Source organism: Comamonas piscis (assembly GCF_014109725.1).
Lineage (GTDB): Bacteria > Pseudomonadota > Gammaproteobacteria > Burkholderiales > Burkholderiaceae_C > Comamonas > Comamonas piscis.
The window spans coordinates 1086503-1106447 of the sequence record NZ_CP058554.1 but is presented as its reverse complement, the minus strand read 5'-3'; the positions used below and the strand labels follow the sequence as shown (position 1 = coordinate 1106447).

The 19945-nt window shown below is 61.3% G+C and carries 15 protein-coding genes; 4 read left to right on the top strand and 11 right to left on the bottom strand.

What is annotated here, in order from left to right; all coding sequences use genetic code 11:
* Positions 1 to 78: 78 nt before the first annotated feature.
* From HS961_RS05010 to ruvA, 3 genes are all read right to left on the bottom strand, one after another.
* Complete coding sequence (locus tag HS961_RS05010; RefSeq protein ID WP_182326658.1) at positions 79 to 1590, bottom strand: trypsin-like serine peptidase; 1512 nt, start codon at positions 1588 to 1590, stop codon at positions 79 to 81.
* Between the two features lie 374 nt (positions 1591 to 1964).
* Positions 1965 to 3455 (bottom strand): trypsin-like peptidase domain-containing protein, encoded by a 1491-nt coding sequence (locus HS961_RS05005; protein WP_182326657.1) that lies wholly within the window; start codon positions 3453 to 3455, stop codon positions 1965 to 1967.
* 76 nt (positions 3456 to 3531) lie between these two features.
* Entirely contained in the window at positions 3532 to 4104 is a 573-nt protein-coding gene (ruvA, locus tag HS961_RS05000; RefSeq protein ID WP_182326656.1) for a Holliday junction branch migration protein RuvA, read from the bottom strand.
* Between the two features lie 91 nt (positions 4105 to 4195).
* On the opposite strand from ruvA, the gene HS961_RS04995 reads away from it, so the two are divergent.
* From HS961_RS04995 to HS961_RS04985, 3 genes are all read left to right on the top strand, one after another.
* Positions 4196 to 5143 carry a PhoH family protein gene (locus tag HS961_RS04995; RefSeq protein WP_182326655.1) on the top strand — a complete coding sequence of 316 codons (948 nt, stop codon included), beginning with the start codon at positions 4196 to 4198 and terminating at the stop codon, positions 5141 to 5143.
* 49 nt (positions 5144 to 5192) lie between these two features.
* On the top strand, positions 5193 to 5651 hold the full coding sequence (gene ybeY, locus HS961_RS04990; protein WP_182326654.1) for an rRNA maturation RNase YbeY: 459 nt from the start codon (positions 5193 to 5195) through the stop codon (positions 5649 to 5651).
* Between the two features lie 168 nt (positions 5652 to 5819).
* Positions 5820 to 6572: a sulfite exporter TauE/SafE family protein gene (locus tag HS961_RS04985; protein ID WP_182326653.1), complete on the top strand. Its 753-nt coding sequence runs from the start codon at positions 5820 to 5822 to the stop codon at positions 6570 to 6572.
* A gap of 24 nt (positions 6573 to 6596) precedes the next feature.
* Here HS961_RS04985 and HS961_RS04980 read toward each other — a convergent pair whose 3' ends face one another.
* The 4 genes from HS961_RS04980 to HS961_RS04965 form a co-directional block, all read right to left on the bottom strand.
* A complete protein-coding gene (locus HS961_RS04980) occupies positions 6597 to 7496 on the bottom strand; it encodes a LysR family transcriptional regulator (RefSeq protein WP_182326652.1) in 900 nt (299 codons plus the stop codon).
* Positions 7497 to 7576: 80 nt separating this feature from the next.
* The gene (locus HS961_RS04975) at positions 7577 to 8740 is read right to left on the bottom strand and encodes an acyl-CoA dehydrogenase family protein (protein ID WP_182326651.1); all 1164 of its coding nucleotides are present in this window, start codon (positions 8738 to 8740) and stop codon (positions 7577 to 7579) included.
* Positions 8741 to 8807: 67 nt separating this feature from the next.
* Positions 8808 to 9191 (bottom strand): cupin domain-containing protein, encoded by a 384-nt coding sequence (locus tag HS961_RS04970; RefSeq protein ID WP_182326650.1) that lies wholly within the window; start codon positions 9189 to 9191, stop codon positions 8808 to 8810.
* 55 nt (positions 9192 to 9246) lie between these two features.
* Positions 9247 to 10227, bottom strand: coding sequence for a Bug family tripartite tricarboxylate transporter substrate binding protein (locus HS961_RS04965; protein ID WP_182326649.1), 981 nt, complete (start codon positions 10225 to 10227; stop codon positions 9247 to 9249).
* 223 nt (positions 10228 to 10450) lie between these two features.
* Here HS961_RS04965 and HS961_RS04960 point away from each other — a divergent pair, with 223 nt between their 5' ends.
* Entirely contained in the window at positions 10451 to 11011 is a 561-nt protein-coding gene (locus tag HS961_RS04960; RefSeq protein WP_238347797.1) for a dihydrofolate reductase family protein, read from the top strand.
* A gap of 238 nt (positions 11012 to 11249) precedes the next feature.
* Here the strand turns inward: HS961_RS04960 and HS961_RS04955 are convergent, their stop codons facing one another.
* From HS961_RS04955 to HS961_RS04940, 4 genes are all read right to left on the bottom strand, one after another.
* Complete coding sequence (locus HS961_RS04955) at positions 11250 to 16079, bottom strand: DUF6531 domain-containing protein (protein WP_182326648.1); 4830 nt, start codon at positions 16077 to 16079, stop codon at positions 11250 to 11252.
* 112 nt (positions 16080 to 16191) lie between these two features.
* On the bottom strand, positions 16192 to 17670 hold the full coding sequence (locus HS961_RS04950) for an N-acyl-D-amino-acid deacylase family protein (RefSeq protein ID WP_182326647.1): 1479 nt from the start codon (positions 17668 to 17670) through the stop codon (positions 16192 to 16194).
* A gap of 33 nt (positions 17671 to 17703) precedes the next feature.
* Positions 17704 to 18666, bottom strand: a complete 963-nt coding sequence (locus tag HS961_RS04945) for a MurR/RpiR family transcriptional regulator (RefSeq protein WP_182326646.1) — start codon at positions 18664 to 18666, stop codon at positions 17704 to 17706.
* A 1-nt stretch (position 18667) separates the two neighbouring features.
* The gene (locus tag HS961_RS04940) at positions 18668 to 19939 is read right to left on the bottom strand and encodes an amino acid deaminase (RefSeq protein ID WP_182326645.1); all 1272 of its coding nucleotides are present in this window, start codon (positions 19937 to 19939) and stop codon (positions 18668 to 18670) included.
* Positions 19940 to 19945 lie beyond the last annotated feature (6 nt).

The following is a 19945-nucleotide window of genomic DNA, read 5'->3' as shown; positions in this document are numbered from 1 at the left end:
CTGCCGATGAAGAGGCAGGTTGTCAGTGGCCTAACCCTTAGAGCAGGCTTCAGTTGGGTCGCGGCACTATCTCCACCGTCAAGGCCTCATCGGCTCTGTTGGCGGTGCCAGCCAGCGAGAGGCGCCTTCCGCAAAAAACCGGTCAAAGCGGCCGTAAGTGGTATTGCCGTCCGTCACCGTGCAGCTATGGCTCCCGCCATAAAGCGTGCCCACTACACGGCCATCTCGGAACAGCGCCGAGCCACTGCTGCCCCCCTCGGTCGTACCCTCGCTCATGCGCACGCTGTAAAACCCGCCGTTTGGCTGTCCAAAATTGCAGTTGAAGGTGGTGGGGGTATTCATACGACAGTCGGTATAGTCCGCGACCTTTGCCACGCTGTATTTGAGCAAGTCGCCGCGTGGATGGTGCAGACCATAAACTGGTGCGTCGATGGGAAGTACATCACTGGCATGCCAACCCGCCAGGGTCACGCCTGCAGGTGGCATCTCGTTGAGCCGGAGCAGTGCCGAGTCGGTCTTGTCCGTGGCAAACAGCAAAGTAGCACCTCCATTGCGCCGCACACTGTTGCGGCTTGGCACTTCAGAGTTGCAGCTGTTGGAGCGGTAGAACCAGCGGGTCTGCAAAGACGACGCCGATGATTGCTCTGAAATACAGTGGTTGGCTGTCAGAAAGTAGGGAATGAATTCCCCTTTGCTGTTGTTGAGCAAGGTACCGGTGCAAAGAAAGGACAAACCATCTGAGCGGGTGTACAACATACGGGCCACCGCATTGCGCTCGGTCTGGTAGTTATCGCTGCAGGTGGCATCGAGGTTGCAGCTGGCGGCCGGACCCGCCTGGGTGGTATCTGTCCCGCTCATTTCTGCCCATTCCGCATCAGTTGGGAGCGGCAGATTCTGGAAGATGTGCGAGACCATAGGCACCGAGATGCGCAATGCATCGGTGGGTGTACCCGCTGGCAACAGCACTTCAACTGTTGCATCGCCTGCGCCCACGTCCGGAGTCCACCAGGTGTTGGCGGCCATGCCAGTCTCACCCGCCTGCGCATTTTGCGTCAGCAGTGCATTGATCTTGTTGCCACTGTACTCAACGATGGCATCGGGCCGCTCCTGGCTGTAGATGCGCAATTGCCCCCCGTCGGGCAGGCTCTCAACCAGCACGCCCGCACGCAAGCCATAGGCGCCCGTCGACTGGATATTGATAGCCGCCACTTGCTGGCCGTTGGACAAGGCTGTCCACTGCAGCGCTGACCGGGTTCGCTCCACCGAGCTGGTGTCGGCTACCGCGCGTGCAGTACCTATTTGCAGTGCTGGCCCAGAGGCATCTCCGCTGGACAAAGTTTGATCCTCTTCCAGCGCAGGCAGCACGACAAAATGCGGCAGCACCAGAGTACCTAAAGGCACCGGCGCAGCTTGGGCTGCTTTGGTGGCCGATGCCGGCAATACCACTGAATCCAGGATAAAGGTGGCGGGCTGAGCCAGTGCTGCCCCCGCCATCCACAAAAGGCTGGATATTGCATACTTTGACTGTTTCATGGTGAATTCGCTCCCGATTAATACCGTTGGCCATATCTGCAAAATGCCGAATTGCAAGTTGCCTTTTTATTTTTATGAAAATTCAACAAAACAGCATTCAAATACTGTAAGTAGAACAACCGCAAGCAACACCATCGCTAAGATGCATTGACTCTCATCCCTGGATAAACGCACACCCACAAATAGAAACTTATCCATCCAATTTATATATCACTGACATTAATAAAAATGAGTCTATATTGATTTACAACCGAAAGCGGTAAACATAAATTATTCACCAGACTTATAAAATCGCCGAGATCGACGAATACCTATTTAACGTGATATTCCAGAAACCCTGGCTGTCCAGACGAAAAAACCTGCCGTATTACCGGCAGGTTTTTGGAGAAGATCGCTGGCGGCACCCAGGCCGCTATGCAGTCTGGCGCCGATCAGCTGGCCAGCCAGTTCCAGATGCGGTCGCTGAACACCTTGTCAAAACGACCGTAGTAGTCGGATGCATTAGGCGCTTGGCAGCTGGCGCCACCGCCGTACAGGTTGCCAATGACGCGGCCATCACGGAACAGCGAGGAGCCGCTGCTGCCGCCTTCGGTCGTGCCCTGGCTCCAGCGCACGCTGTAGAAGCCGCTGTTCGAATCACCGGTGCTGCAGGTGATAGAGGTGCCACTGCCAGCGGTACAGTTCATGAAGCCCACGACCGAACCCACGCTGTACTTGAGCAGGTTGCCACCGGGGTGGTGCAAACCATAGGTCGCATCACCCACCTTGCCAGCAGTGCGTGCATCCCAGCCCGCCAGGGTCACGCCCACGGGTGGCATCTCGTTGAGCTTAAGCAGCGAGGAGTCGGTGGAGCTGGTTGCATACAGCAGGGTAGCGCCTGCATTGCGCAGCGCGGCATTGGAGCCGGGCACGCCGGAGTTGCAGCTGCTGGAGCGGTAGAACCAGGCCGTCTGCATCGACGAGGCCGAGGACTGGGTCGAGATGCAGTGGTTGCCGGTGATGAAGTACGGTGCGAAGTCACCCTTGGTGTTGTTCAGCAAGGTGCCGGTGCACAGGTAGGTGCCGCCATCGGAACGCGTAAAGGACATGCGGGCAACTGCATTGCGCTCGGTCTGGTAGCTGGTGGTGCAAGAGGCATCCAGGTTGCAGGCTGCCGAGGTATCGACCTTGGCGGCGTCTGCCTTGGCGGTTTCTGCCAGTTCGGCGTCGGTGGGCAAGGACAGGTTCACGTAGATGTGCGAGACCGTGGGGATCGAGATACGCAGTGCATCAGCGTCCGTACCGGCTGGCAGCACCACTTCGACCGTGGTATCGCCTGCGCCTACATCGGGCGTCCACCAAGTATTGGCAGCTGCACCAGTCTCACCCGCCTTGCGGTTTTGCGCCAGCAGCGCGTTCACTTCCGCGCCGCTGCGCTCGACGATGGCATTTGGGTGCTCCTGGCTGTAGACGCGCAATTGCGCGCCATCGGGCAGGCTGTCCACCAACACGCCTGCGCGCAGGCCATAGGCACCGGTCGACTGGATGTTAATGGCCGCGACTTGCTGGCCATTGGCCAGCGAGCTCCACTGCAGTGCCGACTGGGTCTGGGCCACCGTGCTGGTGGCCGCCACCGCGCGCTGCGTGCCGATCTGCTGTGCCGGGCCGTTGTCGCTGGCGACGGTCTTTTCCGCTTCCAGCTCGGGCAGCACCACAAAGCGGGTCTGAACCGACGCCCCCAAGGATGCAGGCGCTACTGCGGCCGATTTGATGGCCGATGCGGGCAGCACGACCGAGTCCAGGATATAGGCCGTGGGTTGGGTCGCACCGCCGTTATCGTCATCGTCGGAACCAGAGCCGCCGCCGCAGCCCGCCAAAGCCAGGGCTGCCGCGACGCCCGTGGTCCACAACAGACCGGGCACTGCATACTTGGGATATTTCATGGATTCGTCCACTCCGTGTTAGGTGGTATTGATGGTTTCACCCGGCCGGGCTGCTGCCCGACCGCCTCTGCGCGGGCTATTTTGCCAGCGCTTTCAGCGCCTGCTTGATACCGTCCGTTACGCTGATGTCGGCAGGTAACAGCTTCAGGGCAGCGGCCGCATCCTTGTCGCTGTAACCCAGCGCAATCAGCGCCTGCAAAATGTCGACTTGGGCATCGCTGGTGGCCGCCGTGCGGGCACCCATATCGGCGCCCAGCTTGCCTTTGAGCTCCAGCAGCAGGCGCTCGGCGGTCTTCTTCCCAATGCCGGGCACCTTCACCAAACGCCCCGCCTCTTGCAAAGAGATGGCCTGGGCCAGGTCCTCGACGCCCATGCCGCTCAGGATGGACAGCGCGGTGCGCGGGCCCACACCGGTGATCTTGATCAGCTCACGAAACGTCTGGCGCTCCTGGGCCGTGGCAAACCCGTACAGCAGCTGCGCATCCTCACGCACGATAAACTGCGTCAGCAGCGTTGTGGTTTCGCCAAGGGCTGGCAGGTTGTAGAAGGTGCTCATGGGCACCTGCACCTCATAGCCCACGCCATGGCAATCCACCAATACTTCGGGTGGGTTCTTTTCCACCAGGGTTCCGCTCAATCGGCCTATCATTTGTGTCTTTCCTTGTAGCTTGTCTGCGGCCGCCCTGTGTGCGTCGCTTGCCGCCTGCAAGCATACTGAATTTTTCACTGGAATTTGCCGCGTGATCCTGCGCCATACTTTTACGCCCCACAACAACAACCGCATTGCCAACCTCTGCGGCCCGGCCGATGCGCATCTGCGCCAGATCGAGACGCATCTGGGCATCAAGATCGCCCACCGGCACGAGCAGTTCAAGATTGACGGCCCCAAGGCCGTGGCTGGCGATACGCTGGAGCTGCTGCAAGCGCTCTACGAGATGGCGGACCGCCCTATCAGCGAAGAGCAGATCCAGCTGATGCTTGCCGGTGACAGCGAGCTGATGGCCGCACCGGAAGACGGCATTGTGCTGAACACGCGCCGCGCCGATCTGCGGGCCCGCACCCCCAACCAGAACACCTATCTGGAAAACATCGCCGCGCACGACATCACCTTTGGCATTGGCCCGGCCGGCACCGGCAAAACCTACCTGGCCGTGGCCTGCGCGGTGGATGCGCTCGAACGCAGCCAGGTGCAGCGCATTGTGCTGACCCGCCCGGCGGTGGAAGCGGGCGAGCGCCTGGGCTTCTTGCCCGGCGATCTGTCGCAGAAGGTCGACCCTTATCTGCGCCCGCTGTACGACGCGCTCTATGACCTGATGGGCTACGACAAGGTGCAAAAAGCCTTTGAGCGCAATGCCATCGAGATCGCACCGCTGGCCTTCATGCGCGGCCGCACGCTCAACAATGCCTTCATCATCCTGGACGAGGCCCAGAACACCACGCCCGAGCAGATGAAGATGTTCCTCACCCGCATCGGCTTTGGCGCCAAGGCTGTGGTCACCGGCGATGTAAGCCAGATCGACCTGCCCAAGGGCCAGATGAGCGGCCTGATCGATGCCGAGCAGGTGCTCAAGCGGGTCAAGGGCATTGCGGTGAACCGTTTTACCACCGCCGACGTGGTGCGCCACCCGCTGGTGGGCCGCATTGTGGATGCCTACGACAAACAACGCCGCACCAACCGCGACGACTGATTCTGCCCCGCGCTCCCCACGGGCGCGACACTGCCACACAAAGAACAATATGGCGTTGAACCAACTCACCCTCTCGCTGCAATTTGCCCGTTTTGATGGCGTGGCCGAGCACCGCGCCGCCCTGCCCCGGGGCCAGGTTACGCGCTGGATTCGCCATGCGCTGGCCGATGATGCCGAGATCACCGTGCGCATTGTCGATACCGAAGAAGGCCAGGCGCTGAACCGCGAGTACCGCCAAAAGGACTACGCCACCAATGTGCTGACCTTTGACTACCAGCAGGAGCCCAGCGTGCTGGCCGACCTGGTGCTCTGCGCCCCGGTGGTGGCGCGCGAGGCGCAGGAACAGAACAAATCGCTGCAAGAGCACTATGCCCACCTGCTGGTGCATGGCACCTTGCACGCCCAGGGCTGGGACCATGAAACCGGCGAGCAGGATGCCGAAGAAATGGAAGCCTATGAGACGGCCATCATGCAAGAACTGGGATTTGCGGACCCCTACCAGAAGTAAGGCCCTTGGCCCGCTACCGGGCCATTGGGCGCTTCTGCCTCAACGCAATGCTGACTTTTGAGCGACTAATCAAACAGTATTTCGGCGCCATTCCTACCTAGAATCCTCCTCACAAAGGCCGTGCTGGCTGCGACGTAGCGCAACCGCCGGCCCATAACAGGAGGAGACATGCTCGACACCCCCATCTTGCTCGCAGCCGCCTTTGTGGCCGGCGCGCTCAATGCCGTCGCCGGCGGCGGCAGCTTTTTGACCCTGCCTGCGCTGGTCTTTACCGGCGTGCCCCCCGTAATGGCCAATGCGACCGGCACTGTCGCACTGTTGCCGGGCTACGCGGCGGGGGCCTGGGGCTTCAAAGACGATATGCAGGCGCCGCCGGGCTTGTCGATGCGCGCCGTCATCGCGCTGGCGCTGCTGGGCGGCGCAGCAGGTGCCGCCTTGCTGCTGGTCACGCCCGAGGCGGCTTTCCGCAAGATCGTGCCCTGGCTGCTGCTGGCGGCCACTGCCATGTTTGCCTTTGGCCCGCAACTGCGTCGGTGGGCCACCGGTGCCCAACATGGCGCCACGCCATCGCGCGGCAAGGCCGCCCTGGGCATGCTGGCCGTCTCTGTCTATGGCGGCTATTTCAATGGCGGGCTGGGTATCTTGCTGCTGGCCTTGCTAGGGCTGCTGGGGCAAACCAACCTGCATGCGATGAATGGCACCAAAAACCTGGTGTCCGCGCTGCTCACTGCCATTGCCGTCGCCATCTATGCCGCTGGCGGCCTGGTGCAATGGCAGCCCGCCTTGCTGATGATGGTGGCCGCCACCCTGGGCGGCTACCTGGGCGCCCGCGTGGCGCGCAAGATTGCGCCGCAGTGGCTGCGCGCCGGCATTGTGCTGACTGGTTTGGTGATGGCGGTGCTGTTCTTCTTGAAGGCTTAACTGGGGACGCATAGCCGGCCCCGGTTAATCAGTTGCTAGCCTGGGTGCCTTGATCACCTCAACCAACGCATCCAACGCCGCCGATCGGCTTTGCGGATGCCAGACAAAGGCCCCGGGCGTCAACGCTGTCTGGCCATGGCTGCTGTGCAGCGGCACATAGCGCACACCGGCCATGCCGGCCCGCTGCATGCAAGAAGGCACAAGAGCCACGCCCTGGCCAATAGCCACCAGCGCAATGACCGCCAACCACTGGCGCACCGCATGGCTGGTGCGCGGGTGGATGCCGGCGTTGTGCAGGCAGGCGATCACATTGTCGTAATTGGCGGGGCTGACATCGCGTACAAACATCACAAAGCGCTCATGGGCCAGGCTGCGCAAATCCAGGCTGGCTTGCTGTGCCTGCGGGTGGTTGTCTGGCAGGCAGCACACCAAGGTATCGGGCGCCAGCGGCCACAGCTCCAGCCCCGGCGCGGGCGTGATGATATTGACAAAGCCCCCCTGCAGCTGGCCGCGCAGAATGGCCGCCTGCTGCTCGGTGGTGGACATCTCATGCAAGGTGATATCGATATCAGGCCGCTGCTGGCCAAAGGCCTGCATCACATGGGGCAGGTCGCGGTAAATCATTGAGCCGGTCACGCCAATGTCGAGCTGGCCCTGGCGCCCCTGGGCCACATTGCGCGCCACATCGGCCGCGCGCTGGATCTGGCTGAGCACCTGGCGCGCCTCGATCAAAAAAGCCGCGCCGGCATCGGTCAGCCGCACCTGCTTGGCGTCACGCTCCAGCAGCCGCACACCCAGGTCCTCTTCCAGCGATTTAATCGCGACCGACAGCGGAGGCTGGGTGATGGCCAGGCGCTGGGCAGCGCGGCCAAAATGCAGCTCCTCGGCCAGCACCACAAAATAACGCAGCAAATGGGTCTTCATCTGCGTATCATGCCCCAGCCAGTGCGGGCTGGCCGCTCGGCGAGGGGCATGGCCCGGCAGCACGCCGCGCACGGCGCCACCTAGTACGACTTGGGCAGGCCCAGCACCTTCTCCGCAATAAAGCACAGAATCAGCTGCGGGCTCACCGGCGCCAGGCGCGGAATCCAGCTCTCGCGCATCAGTCGCTCAACATGGAACTCCTTCGCATAGCCCATGCCGCCATGGGTAAAGATGGCGGTCTCGCAAGCCTTATAACCCGCCTCTGCCCCCAAGAACTTGGCCGCATTGGCCTCGGCCGCGCAAGGCTGGTGGCGGTCATACAGCCAGGCCGCCTTCATCGCCAGCAAAAAGGCCGCTTCCAGCTCCATCCAGCGCTCAGCCAGCGGGTGCTGGATGCCCTGGTTTTGGCCAATCGGGCGGTTGAACACTTCGCGCTCGCGGGCGTACTGCGTGGCGCGGCCCAGCGCCGCACGGCCCAGGCCAATCGCCTCGCAGGCAATCAGAATGCGCTCGGGGTTCATGCCATGCAGGATGTATTCAAAGCCCCGGTTCTCCTCACCAATGCGGTCTTCTACGGGGATGCGCAAGCCATCGATAAACAGCTGGTTGGTGTCCACGCATTTGCGGCCCATCTTGGCAATCTCATGCACCTCGATCTTGCTGCGGTCAAAGTCGGTATAGAACAGCGACAGGCCTTCAGTGCCCTTGCATTCCTCCACCGGCTTGGTGCGCGCCAACAGCAAAATCTTGCTGGCCTGCTGCGCGGTGGAGATAAACACCTTCTGCCCATGAACCACATAGTGGTCGCCATCGCGCACCGCCCGGGTCTTGAGCTTGAGCGTGTTGAGCCCCGTGTTGGGCTCGGTCACCCCAAAGCAGGCCTTGTCCTTGCCCGCAATCAGCGGCGGCAGCATGCGCGCCTTTTGCGCGTCTGTGCCATAGACCACCACCGGGTGCAGGCCGAAGATGTTCATGTGCACCGCAGACGCACCCGACAGCCCGGCGCCCGTGGCCGAGATCGTGTGCATCATTAAGGCCGCCTCGGTAATGCCCAGGCCGGCCCCGCCATAGGCCTCGGGCATCGCAATGCCCAGCCAGCCGGCATCGGCCAGCGCGCGGTAAAAATCTTCAGGAAAAGCGCCATCGTTGTCACGGGCATGCCAGTAGTCGGCATCAAACGGGGCACAGACTTTCTCGACGGCGTCGACGATCTGTTGCTGCTCTTCGGTCAGGGCGAAATCCATGGTGTTGCGGTCCTCAGTACTCAATCAGTGGCGCCGTGCCGTGCACGGCGCAGGTTCACATCGCCGCTCAGGCCGGCCGGCGCACCCGCTCTGGGTTCTCGCCATAAGGCGGGCTGTAGATCACCAGCAGCTTCGCAGGCGTGTCGCTGGTGGTCTGGAAGATGTGCATCTTGTCGGCCGGGAAAAAGCAGGTATCGCCCGGCACCATCTCAAAGCCCTCGCCCTCCACTTCGACATGGGCCGTGCCCTCCAGCAGGTAGCAGGCCTGCTCCATGCCGGGATGGGCATGGGGCAGCGCGCCTCCGCCCTTGGCAATCTCGCCCAGCACCACTTCCATGTGCTGGGCACCCACATTGGCCTGGCTCACCAGGCGGCGGTTAAAGGTTCCGGTATGGTTGGCGGGGCTATAGGCCTCTACCTCGGAGGCACGGATCAAGTAGCGCGAAGTCATCGTGGGGCGTTCATTCTGTATGGGTTAGCAAAAGGCGTCGAGGGCAGAGCCAGGCTTACTGCGCCGGGATGTCGGCCTGCTTGACCAGGCGCCCCCAGTACGCCAGCTGCTCGCTCACATACTGGGCAAACTCCTGTGGTGTCTTCGTGGGCCAGACTTCAAAGCCAATCTGTTCCAGCTGCTTTTGCACAGCCTCATCGGCCAGCACGGCCTGCAAGGCAGTATTGATTTTGTTGACCACCTCCGGGGGCGTGCCCGCCGGCGCAAAAATGCCGTTCCAGGAGGTGATGTCAAAGCCCGGCAAGGTCTTGCCGATGGGCGGCACATTGGGGAGGATCTTGCTGCCCTTGGCGGCCGTCACGGCCAGGGTGCGCACCCGATCGGTCTTGAGCATGCTCCAGCCCGAGCCCAGGTCCACCACATACATCTGCACCTGGTTACCCATCAGGTCGGTCAGCGCCTGCGGGCTGGATTTGTAGGGCACGCCCACGATATCGGTCTTGGACAGAAAGCGCAGCGTCTCCGACGCCACCAGCGAGGTGCTGTTGGGCGTCGCGTACGAGAGCTTGCCCGGGTTGGCCTTGGCGTAGTCGATCAGCGCCTGCACCGAATCGGCTGGCACAGAGGGATGCACCGCCAGCGCAAACGGCAGCTCCCCGACACGGGCAATCGGCGTGAAGTCCTTGATCGGGTCGTACTTCAGGCTTTTGACTAGCCACGGATTGGCCGAGTGCGAGGTGTTGGTCGTCATGAACAAGGTGTAGCCATCCGGCTTGGCCTTCGCCACCAAGCCTGCCGCAATCTGCGCATTGGCGCCCGCGCGGTTATCCACAATCACTGGCTGCTGCAGCCGCTCGCCCAGCTTCTGGCCCACCGCCCGGGCCACCGCATCGGTGCCGCTGCCAGCGGCGAAGGGCACGATCATCGTGATCGGCGCGCTGGGGTAGTTGCCTTGCGCCGTGCTGGCATAGGCGGCTGTCGTTACGGTAGCTATCGCGGTCAGGGCCAGCGTGGCCCACCATTGGCGTCGTTGCATGTCTTTGTCTCCTGTTTTTAATAAGACCTCTATGGGCTAGCTTGCATGGTGCAGGCGTCAACGATTCGCGTCCAATGTTTTATATGGATGGATTGATATACAAATCGAATTCTTGAATGGGGAGAATGACCACTGTAAAAAAAAACAGGTATTTCAGCCATCAGCCCCCGTCAGTCTTCCTAAAATTCACGATTTCCGTATGAATTTTCACGAGGACATCTCCATGCAATGCAGCAGCTTTATCGCCACCAGCCTCGACGGTTTTATCGCCAAAACCGATGGCAGCCTGGACTGGCTCAATGCCGCCAATGCCACCGTGCCTGAAGGGGAAGATTGCGGCTATGCGCAGTACATGGCCGGCGTCGATGTGATCCTGATGGGGCGCAAAACCTTTGAGACGGTGCTGGGCTTTGGCGCCTGGCCGTATGACAAGCCGGTCTATGTCGTGTCCCGCCAGTGGAGCGCCCTGCCCGCTGGCGCCCCCGCCACTGCGCAGCTGTGGAAAGACAGCCTCCCTGCCCTCTGCACCCATCTGGCCGCCAGCGGCTTTCGCGCCGCCTATGTCGATGGTGGGCAGCTGATCCAGTCTTTCATCAATGCGCAGCTGCTTGACGAGATCACCATCACCCGCATCCCTGTGCTGCTGGGCAGCGGCCTGCCATTGTTTGGGCCCTTGGCGGACGGCACCAGCACGGTTGCCGCTCAGCATCTGCAGACGCGGAGCTTTGACTTTGGCTTTGTGCAGAGTGATTATCGGCTGCACTATACGGCTGCTGGGCAGTAATTAGGGATCGCGGCTACAGGGGTCGTCGAATATTATTACCAACTGATTAACCAAAATAATAAATATGAATGTCATTTTTCGCGTTTATATTTCATTTTGAAACTTACAGCATTATTCATCCCCTAGATTGGCATAAAATAAATTTGTATATTGAATGTATATTTCAAAAAATTTACATTTTTTTGGATCCATAAAAATCCTTTAATTTCCTTCTACAAGATGATTCGACTAAACCATTTCATGGATAGTCTCCTTTTAGAACTTTGTTTTTCAACTGCCACTCCAGCTCTTCCTTTTTTAAATCCAGCCTGCTTTTGCAATCGGTTAGAGAGGTTGATTCAGACTCCCTTTCAAGGCACTCGATCTCCTTGGTGAATGCACGCTCCTCTGACTTCAGGCGCTCAGAATTATTATTCGAAACGACAATAACTGAGCCTGCATTTCCTTTGCAAACATCTGGATTTTCCCTCAACACATCTTCGATGTGAATCGCCTCATGCTCAGTAGTACATATTTTGATTGATGGACATTGCTCATGCTTTAGCTCCTGCAAGTAAACCTTTAACGTTTCACCATCACAAAATATTGTATTGAACCGAGCACCGAGGGCTTCAGGAGTCCGACCATACGGGTCCCGGCGCGAATGCAATCCCAACACATCAATAAATGTCAAAGGATTCGAATTAGCATAACTTTTTTTTAAATTTCCGCCTCTTAGACCAATTGGATCTTCAGATATATACGCACCTATGGTCGCGTCAAAGTATCTATGCCTGTTGTAATACAATCGGTTAATACCATCCGCATGCTGCCCCGGCAGCCGAATCGGCTGGTACAAGTCACTCGGGTTATGCTCCTCCCGCACATTCCCCCAAGCATCCAATTGCACTGCCCAGTCCAGCCGGCTGTCTTCCCGGATCAAGGCATTGGGAGTGCCTAGGTGGTCGCAGAGGTAGTGGCGGATCTCAACTTTTTCTGCAGCTTCTTTGCGTTGGTCGCTCAACGTTTGCTCGTACTCCTGCAGCTGCTCGCGCATAAAGATCTGCACATCCTTGGACATGGACTTAAAAGCGATGTTCTGGGGCAGCGTGGCGCTGAGCTCCTTGATATCTGCCAGGGCGCTGCGCAGCGCGTCCTGCACCACGCCTGGTGAGGTGTTGGCGAGCAGTTGTTCGCCCAGATCTAGGGGAGCTTTGCTGGCTCTGCGCAGCTGGATGAGTGGTGTAAACGACCCAGGCTCGTAGATGGTGTGGATGACTTCGGGTTGCGCTGCGCCGGCTTCATCTTTGACGTTGGCGCTGTTGTACCGCTCGGTGTGAATCAGACGATCTCCGTCCCAGCCGAAGTAGTCCGTCTCGCTCAGGTCGCCTGATTCTGAGTTGGCCGGCATGTTGTATTTGACTAGTCGCCGTCCAAAGGCGTCGTAGCGGTACTGCTGGGCGGTTTGTTTTTCGTTTTCTGTGACGACTACCTGCACCAGCTGGTTGCCACTGTCATACATCAGCTCCAGCTTGCGGCCCGTTGCTTCATCCAAGCTTTGGGTGCGATTGCCTCGGCTGTCGTACTGGTAGTGGATTTTTGCCCCCTGGCTGCTCGCGTCTTCCTGGTTCTCGTAATACGCCACGCGGTTGCCGGCCCAGCGTTTGCTGGTTTGCACGGGCTGGTTATTGGCGGGGTCAGGAGCCGCCTGCAGTGGATTGAAGTCGCTGCGCAGCAGTTGCTCTTTGGTGATGGGGTTGGCTTGGGTGGCCGCACGTTGCTGGGCGCGCAGGCGGTCGGTTTCGTTGAGGTGGCCGGTGATGGCGTCTGGGGTTGCGGGCTTAGTCTCGGGGCCTGCGATGGGCAGGCGGTTGCCTGCGGGGTCGAATTGCCAGCGTTGCGATCCGGCATGCGGCGTGTGGGCGCCGGTCAGGCGTCCTGCCCCGTCGTACGCAAAGCGGCTGATGCCGGCATGACTGCGCATGCTGACCATTTGGCCCAGGCTGTCGTAGTAGTACTGCCGGGCGCTCATGGCACCGAGCAGCGTTTGCGGGACGCGGGTGGTAGTAGCCGCGCCTTGGGCTGCCCCTGGAATGGAGAGCATGTCATCCAGCGCACTGCCTTGCTCCAAACCCATCCACTGCATCGTTTCCATGCGCCCTGCAGCATCCCAGCCGAGCTTGCGGTAGAGGGGCTTGGCGGTGGTCTCGCCGGGGGTTTGGTTCTTGATATCGGTGAGAACTTGGCGGTGGATTTCTCGGTGCAGCGCGTCGCGCTCAAAGTTGACGAGGCTTTCGCCTTGCCAGGTGATGTCATGGACGTGGCCTGCGCCGTAGAGCAGGTATCCCACTTCTCCCAGCCCTTGGAGCTGGCTGCCTTGGCGGTTGCCCAGGGTGTCAAGCTGATGGCTAATGCGGTGTTCAAACTCGATCTCGGGGGCAAAGAACCGGTCTTGCAGATCATCCGGGGTGGGAGCTTTGTAGAGGCGTTGAACTTCGCCAACGACCCGGCCTGCTGGATCGCGCTCGATGACGGCCTGGCTTTGCAGGATGCCTTCTTTGGCTGGATGGCGGCTTGGGCCCACGTCATCGGCTTCGATTTGGTGCCACACACTTGCTTGCAGCAACTCACCTACCTTGCCCCATTCATAACGCTGGGTAGTCGCGGGGAGTAGTTGTGTCGCTGGTAAATGGCGTGCAGCCAATTGCCCGGTGATAGTCCATTCATAGTGGCTGGTATGCGCAGCCAGGCTTTGCTCTGCAGCCCAGCCATCTGCGGATTGCGTAAGCTGCCCGGCTGCGTCGTATTCGTAGCTCTGCACCCGCGCGTCAAACCCGGTCTCCTGCGCCAGGCGGTCCATCACATCCCAGGTAAAGCGGGTGTGCTCGCCGTTCTCATTGGTTAGCTGGGTCAGTCGGCCTGCCCTGTCGTAGGCAAAGCCTAAATGCTGACCGGCATGGCTGCGGCTGGTGAGGCGCCCCCAGAGGTCATAGGCCATCCGCACGCTGGACGCGGTGGCGCTGACAGGGATGCGGCTCTTGCTGGGACTGTTGAGATCACGGTCGTCACGACGCCCGGCCTTTACTTCGACTACCTGCCCCCGGGCATCGTAGGTGTAGTGCTCCGTGCTCCCATCGGGGTAGTAAACGGACCGCAGTTGGTCCTGCTCGTTGTAGTCGTAAGCCGCCCGCTCGCCCAGCGCATTGCGCACCGTTGTGGTCTGGCCCCAGCGGTTGTATTCGTAATGGGTGGTGTGGCCTGAGCAGTCGGTGTAGCTGGCGGTTTGGCCCGTGGGGGTGTAGGTAATGTGTTTGTCGCGGCCATTGGCATCGGTGATGCGGATGGGCTTGTCGGCATTGTCGCGGATCGCCAGGTCCGAGGGGCTGCCAGTGATGTTGGGGTAGTGGTATTGCTCGCTGCTGCCACCCGGCAAGGTCACCCGCGTCAGGCGGTTGTGGAAGTCGTACTCGTAGTGGGTGGTACGGCCTGCCGCGTCCGTACTGCTTTGCAGCAGATTGGTCGTGTCGTCAAAGCGTTGGCTGCTGCGCGAGCCGTCTGGGCCTTGCGTTGCCAGCAGCTGGCCCATGGGGCTGACTGCTATGTATACGCTGCGGCCTAGCGGGTCGGTGACTTTGCTTAGATGGCCGTATTGGTTGTATTTGCGTTTGATGGTGCTCCCGTCAGCGCGGGTGTGTTCCACCAACCTTGCCAAGCCTGCATCGCCTTGGAAGATGTATTTGTCGATCCGCCCCAGGCTGTCCGTAACCACACAAGCTCGCCTCGGCTGGCCATCCACTTCTGGTAGCTCTTGGTAGTCAAACTTGTAGTCCACGCCCTCTTGGTTGCGCTGCTCGATTGCTTGGCCGCCTGGCTCATAACGGTCATAGGCATAGTGGTGCTCTGGCCCGCTGCGCTCTTGGTGGGCGATCATCAAATGGTTGCGCCAGGCAAAGCGCCGCACCACCTGGCCGTGGCGGTTGGTGACGGAGACCAGATTACCCTCAGTGCTGTAGCTGTACTGCACCAAGGTGGTGGACTTGGTCTGCAGCATGGGCGCCAAAGGGTCGCGATACAGATCTACCTTAGACAGGCGCACACCTGTGTCGGCTTGCCAAAAGAAGTGCTCGTCTTCGTGGTCGTCGGTGTCAGCGCTCTTGTGGTGAAAGTGCTGAGCGTCTTGCGCGGCAAGCGCTTGCGTGTAGTGCAGCTGGTAGCCCCGGCCCACGCCATCGTCGATAGTGGTGATGCGTTCCTGGCCCAACACTTTGGTCCAGAAGTAGCGCTGGGAGCGGCCCAGCCGGTCTACCTTGCCTAGCAAGATCCAGTTTGAATCGATGTCCGGTTCCTGCACTGTGACTGGCTTACCTTCAGCCTTCTGCGCCTTCATCGCCTTGCGCGCCGCCTCAATCGCCTGCCAGTTGGCGGGACCAAATACCCATACCGTATCCCCGCTCCCATTAGCCGCCAGGATCATCAAATCCCCGCAAGCCATATCGCGCCGGATCCAGGAGAAGCGCCCCTGCCACCACAAGGGCGCCTGTTGGCTGTGGGGAGGTGGTGCCTCAAAGCTATCCGCTGCGCCGCGCTCCGTGAACTTGGCGGGCCCCGTCATGGCCGCAAGATCATTGGTCAAATTGCCGGGGTGCCTGCCCGAGCGCAGCAGCCAGATATCTTCGCTGGGGCTATAGATGGATTCGCCCGCCGCCAGCGCGTCAAAAGTGATCGTGCGGCCCTGGCTGTCATGCAGCAAGGTGGCGCTTGCCTGCAGGGAAATGCGCAGATCCAGTGGCAGGCCCCAGCCGTAGCCCAGCATCCCACAATACCCGCCATGCTGCGCGTTGACATAGCTGCTGTACTGGCGTTGCCAGACAAGAGGTATGGCGCCTGGCAATGCAAAGTCTAGATCAGACGCGCCAGACAGGACCTTGGCGCCTAGCTGCGGGTTGACAGGATTGCCTACTGCTTCTGCACCAGGACACACCGAGCATGCCACGCCACCTTGGTTACCTATCAATACGCCACTGGAGCCCGTAATGATTCGCGCGCCATTGACTTTGTCATCTCTTCGTGCTGCTGGCTTTCCGGACATGCGAATTCCTATCAGAAATTGAATAATGATAGTAAATTACCAACATCTTGACAATTTCGATAGAGAATCTCATCTTCAGAAGGTGGCCCGCCTCCTGCCGTTTTTTGGAAACCTAAGCCACTGCCCGCCGCACAAACCGCCCAGCACGCGCGGGCAAAGCACCCGCCTCTTCGGTGTAGCTGAGCACGCCATTGACCCACACCGACTCCACCCCCACGCTGCGCTGCTTGGGGTTTTCGAAGGTGGCCTGGTCCTGGATGCGGGCGGGGTCGAACACGACCACATCGGCGGCCTTGCCGGCGGCCAGCAGGCCGCGGTCGGCCAGGCGGAAGCGCTGGGCGGACATGCCCGTCATCTTGTGTACCGCCTGGGCAAGGCTCAGGATGCCCTTGTCGCGCCAGTACATGGCCAGCACGCGGGGGAAGGCGCCCCACAGCCGCGGGTGAGGGCGCTCATCGTTGGGCAAGCCGTCCGAGCCGATCATGGCCAGCGGGTGGCGGATGACGCGCTCCACATCGTCTTCGCGCATCTGGAAGTAGCAGGCATTGCCGGGCTTGAGGCGTACGCAGGCGTCGTACTCGCTGATGCCCCAGTCCTTGGCGATATCGCGCAGATAGCGGCCGCCGACCTCGGGGTGGGGCTCGCTGCGGGTGATCAGGATATCGATCACGCCATCGACCAGGTCCTCGCGCAGCACGGTGGAGCCTGCCGTGTAGGGGTAGACGTCCATCGACAGCTCTTGCTGCTGCGCCAGTTTGTCGACCAGCGGCAAGGTCTGCAGGGTGCGGCCCCAGTTGGCTGAGCCCGCGCATTTATGGTGCGACAGCACCAGCGGCAGGCCTGATTGCTGGGCGGTACCTGCGGCCTCCAGCATGGCCTCCAGAATTCCTTCGAGCTCGTCGCGGATATGGGTGGCATAGACGCCGCCATGCCGGGCGGCCACGGTGGCGACTGCTACCAGCTCCTGCATGTCGGCCGCATAGGCCTCGCGGTAGAAGACGCCGCTGGACAGGCCCAGCGCGCCGGCCTGCATGGCCTCCTGCATGTCCTCGGCCATCGCTTCGCGCTCGGCCGCATTGGCTGGGCGGCTCAGATCGGCCATATGCTTGATACGAAGGGAGGTATGGCCCAGCAGCGCCGCGATATTGATGGCGGGCTGCGCGGCATCCACGGCCGCAGCGTAATCCTGCATGCTGCCAAAGCGGAACTGCTGGTCGCCCAGCAGCGACAGCGGTGCGGGCGGGTGTGCCGTCACCACCGGTGCCAGCGAGATGCCGCAATTGCCTGCTATCACCGTGGTCACCCCTTGCGAGAGCTTGGGCAGCATGGTCGGGCTGTTCAGCGCGGCCGCATCGTCATGGGTGTGTACATCGATAAAGCCCGGTGCAATCACCTTGCCCGTGCAATCGATCTGCAGTGGGCTCTGCGCCTTCCAATCGGCCAGCGCTGCCTGCTGGGCGGCGTCCACCGCAGCATCGCGGGCAAACACGCCAATGATGCGTTCGCCCTGCAGCCAGACATCCCCGACAAACTCCGACAGGCCGGTGCCATCCACCACCGTGCCATTGCTCAACCACACTCTGCGTTCCATTGTTGTATCTCCAGGCGCTGCTGCCGGCTGCCATCAGCCGGCGGTTGGGCCTTGTTGTTGTGTGGGGGCCAGTGCATCGGCCACCGGCCCCCCTGTGCGCTGCTGCGCGGGCTGCTGAAAGCCCATGTATTCATAGCTGTCAAAGCCATGGGTCTCCAGCAGCCGCTTGTACTGCTGCATGCCCGTGACCACGCGCGGCCCCAGAATCTGCGCCAGGCGCACCATCATGATTTCGATCACCACCAGATGCGCCAGGTAGGCCTCGGTGCCCACGCGCATCACTGCGTCCTGCGGCACGGTCACCGCCAGCACGTGGTCTGCTATCTCGGCCAGCGGCGTGTCCGGCTGGGTCAGGGCCACCACGGTGGCGCCCTGCTGCTTGGCAAACTGCGCCGCCTCCAGGGTGTAGGGCATGCGCCCCACATGCGATATCACAAAGGCCACGCCGTTCTTGCCCAGGGTCGAAGCCGACACCAGCTGCTGGTGCGCATCAAAGATGGCGTTGGAGGTGAGGCCCAGGCGGAACAAGCGGCTTTGCAGCTCTTGCGCCATAAAGGACGAGGCCGCCCCGACCGAGTAGCAATCGATGCGCGAGGCCTTGGCCATCTTGCCGGCCACCTCGTCGATCAGCGCCGCATCCAGGCGCTGGCCCAGGTTGGCGATGGCTCCGGCGGCCGCATGCACGATCTTGCTGACCACCTCGGCGGTGGAGTCGTCCTGCTGCACACTGCGGTGCAGGTGCGATCCCGAGACCGCCAAGGTCTGCGCCAGCGCCACCATAAATTCGCGCACCGATGCATAGCCAAAGCGGCGGCACATGCGCACGATGGTGGGCATCGACACCTTCGCCTGCAGCGCCAGCTGCTCGACGGTGGCCTGTACGGCAGCACCGGGGTCGTGCAGGATCACATCGATCACCTGGCGCTGGGCCAGCGGCAGCGCGGACTGCTGCTGTTGCAGCACCTGCAGGCTGAGCGCTGTTTTCAGGCTGGACATGTCAGAACCTTGTTTCGATCGCATCGACCAGGTTCCAGGCATCGTCCACCACCGGGATCCAGCGCCACTTGTCAAAGGTGGTGCAAGGGTGGGAGATGCCCAGCGCAATGCGGTCGCCCACGGCAGGTGCGCCTTGCGCCGGGTCAAAGCGCAGATAGGCATGCTGGTCGTTCAGGGCCGAGATGGTCCAGCCGGCAGGCGCGGGCTGCGCCGCTTGGCTGCCGCGTGGCGCATGGCGCTGCACCGATGGCATTTCCAGGTCGTAGGAGATATCGCGGCGGCCGCAAGTCAGCAAGGCCAGGCCCGGCTCAGGCACAGACTGCACCATGGCCCAGACCTCCAGCGCGGCCTGCAGCGAGTCGGACACGCCTTCGCGCTGCTCGACCAGCTTGAGCAGGCGCCGGTAGTTGCCATGGTCATGGGTGATGTAGCAGCCCGAGCGCAGCACGCCGGTAAAGGCACGCGACAGGCCTGCGCCCTGCAGCAAGGGCACCACCAGGTCAAAAATGGCCGAGCCGCCAGCACTCAGGATCGGCGCCTCCTCAGGCAGCAGGCTCTGGGCATCGCAGGCCTTGGCAATCTCAACCACGCGGCGCACCAGCTCGGCCACGGCCGGGATGTCATGGGCGCTGTCGCACTGGGTCAGGCCCCCTTCATAGCATTCGATACCGCCCAGCTGGGCGCTGCTGCTGGCATGGATGGCCTGGGCCAGTGCCAGCGCATCTTCTTGGCTGCGCACACCGGTGCGCTGTCCGGGAATGCCGACCTCGATCAGCACATCAAAGCGGCGGGCGCTGTTGCGTGCACGGCTCCAGTCCTCGATGCAGCGCAGCTGGCTGATTGAATCCACCAGGAACCAGACGCGCAGATCGCCATGGCGGGTCAGCAAGGCATCAAGCCCATCCAGATCGGCGGGTGCCACCACCTGGTTGGCAATGATGGCGCGGCGCGCACCAGCCTCCACGCCGACGGCCAGCTGGAAGATGGTCGCAAAGGTCAGGCCCCAGGCACCGCCCTTCAGCTGCAAATCAAACAGCTGGGGCGACATGGTGGTCTTGCCGTGCGGCGCGAACTGGATCTGGCGGCGCGCCGCATAGTCCTGCATCCAGCGGGCGTTGTGGGCCAGGGCCGACTGGCGGATGACGGCCAGCGGGTACGGCAGGTCATCGCGCAGCACATTCCAGCCGCGTGCGGCCAGCGCAGAGGCTTGGGTGGGAGCAGCAGCCAGCGGGTAGCTCTTGCTGCGCGCGTCAATCAAAAAATCGGGTTGCATGGTTCA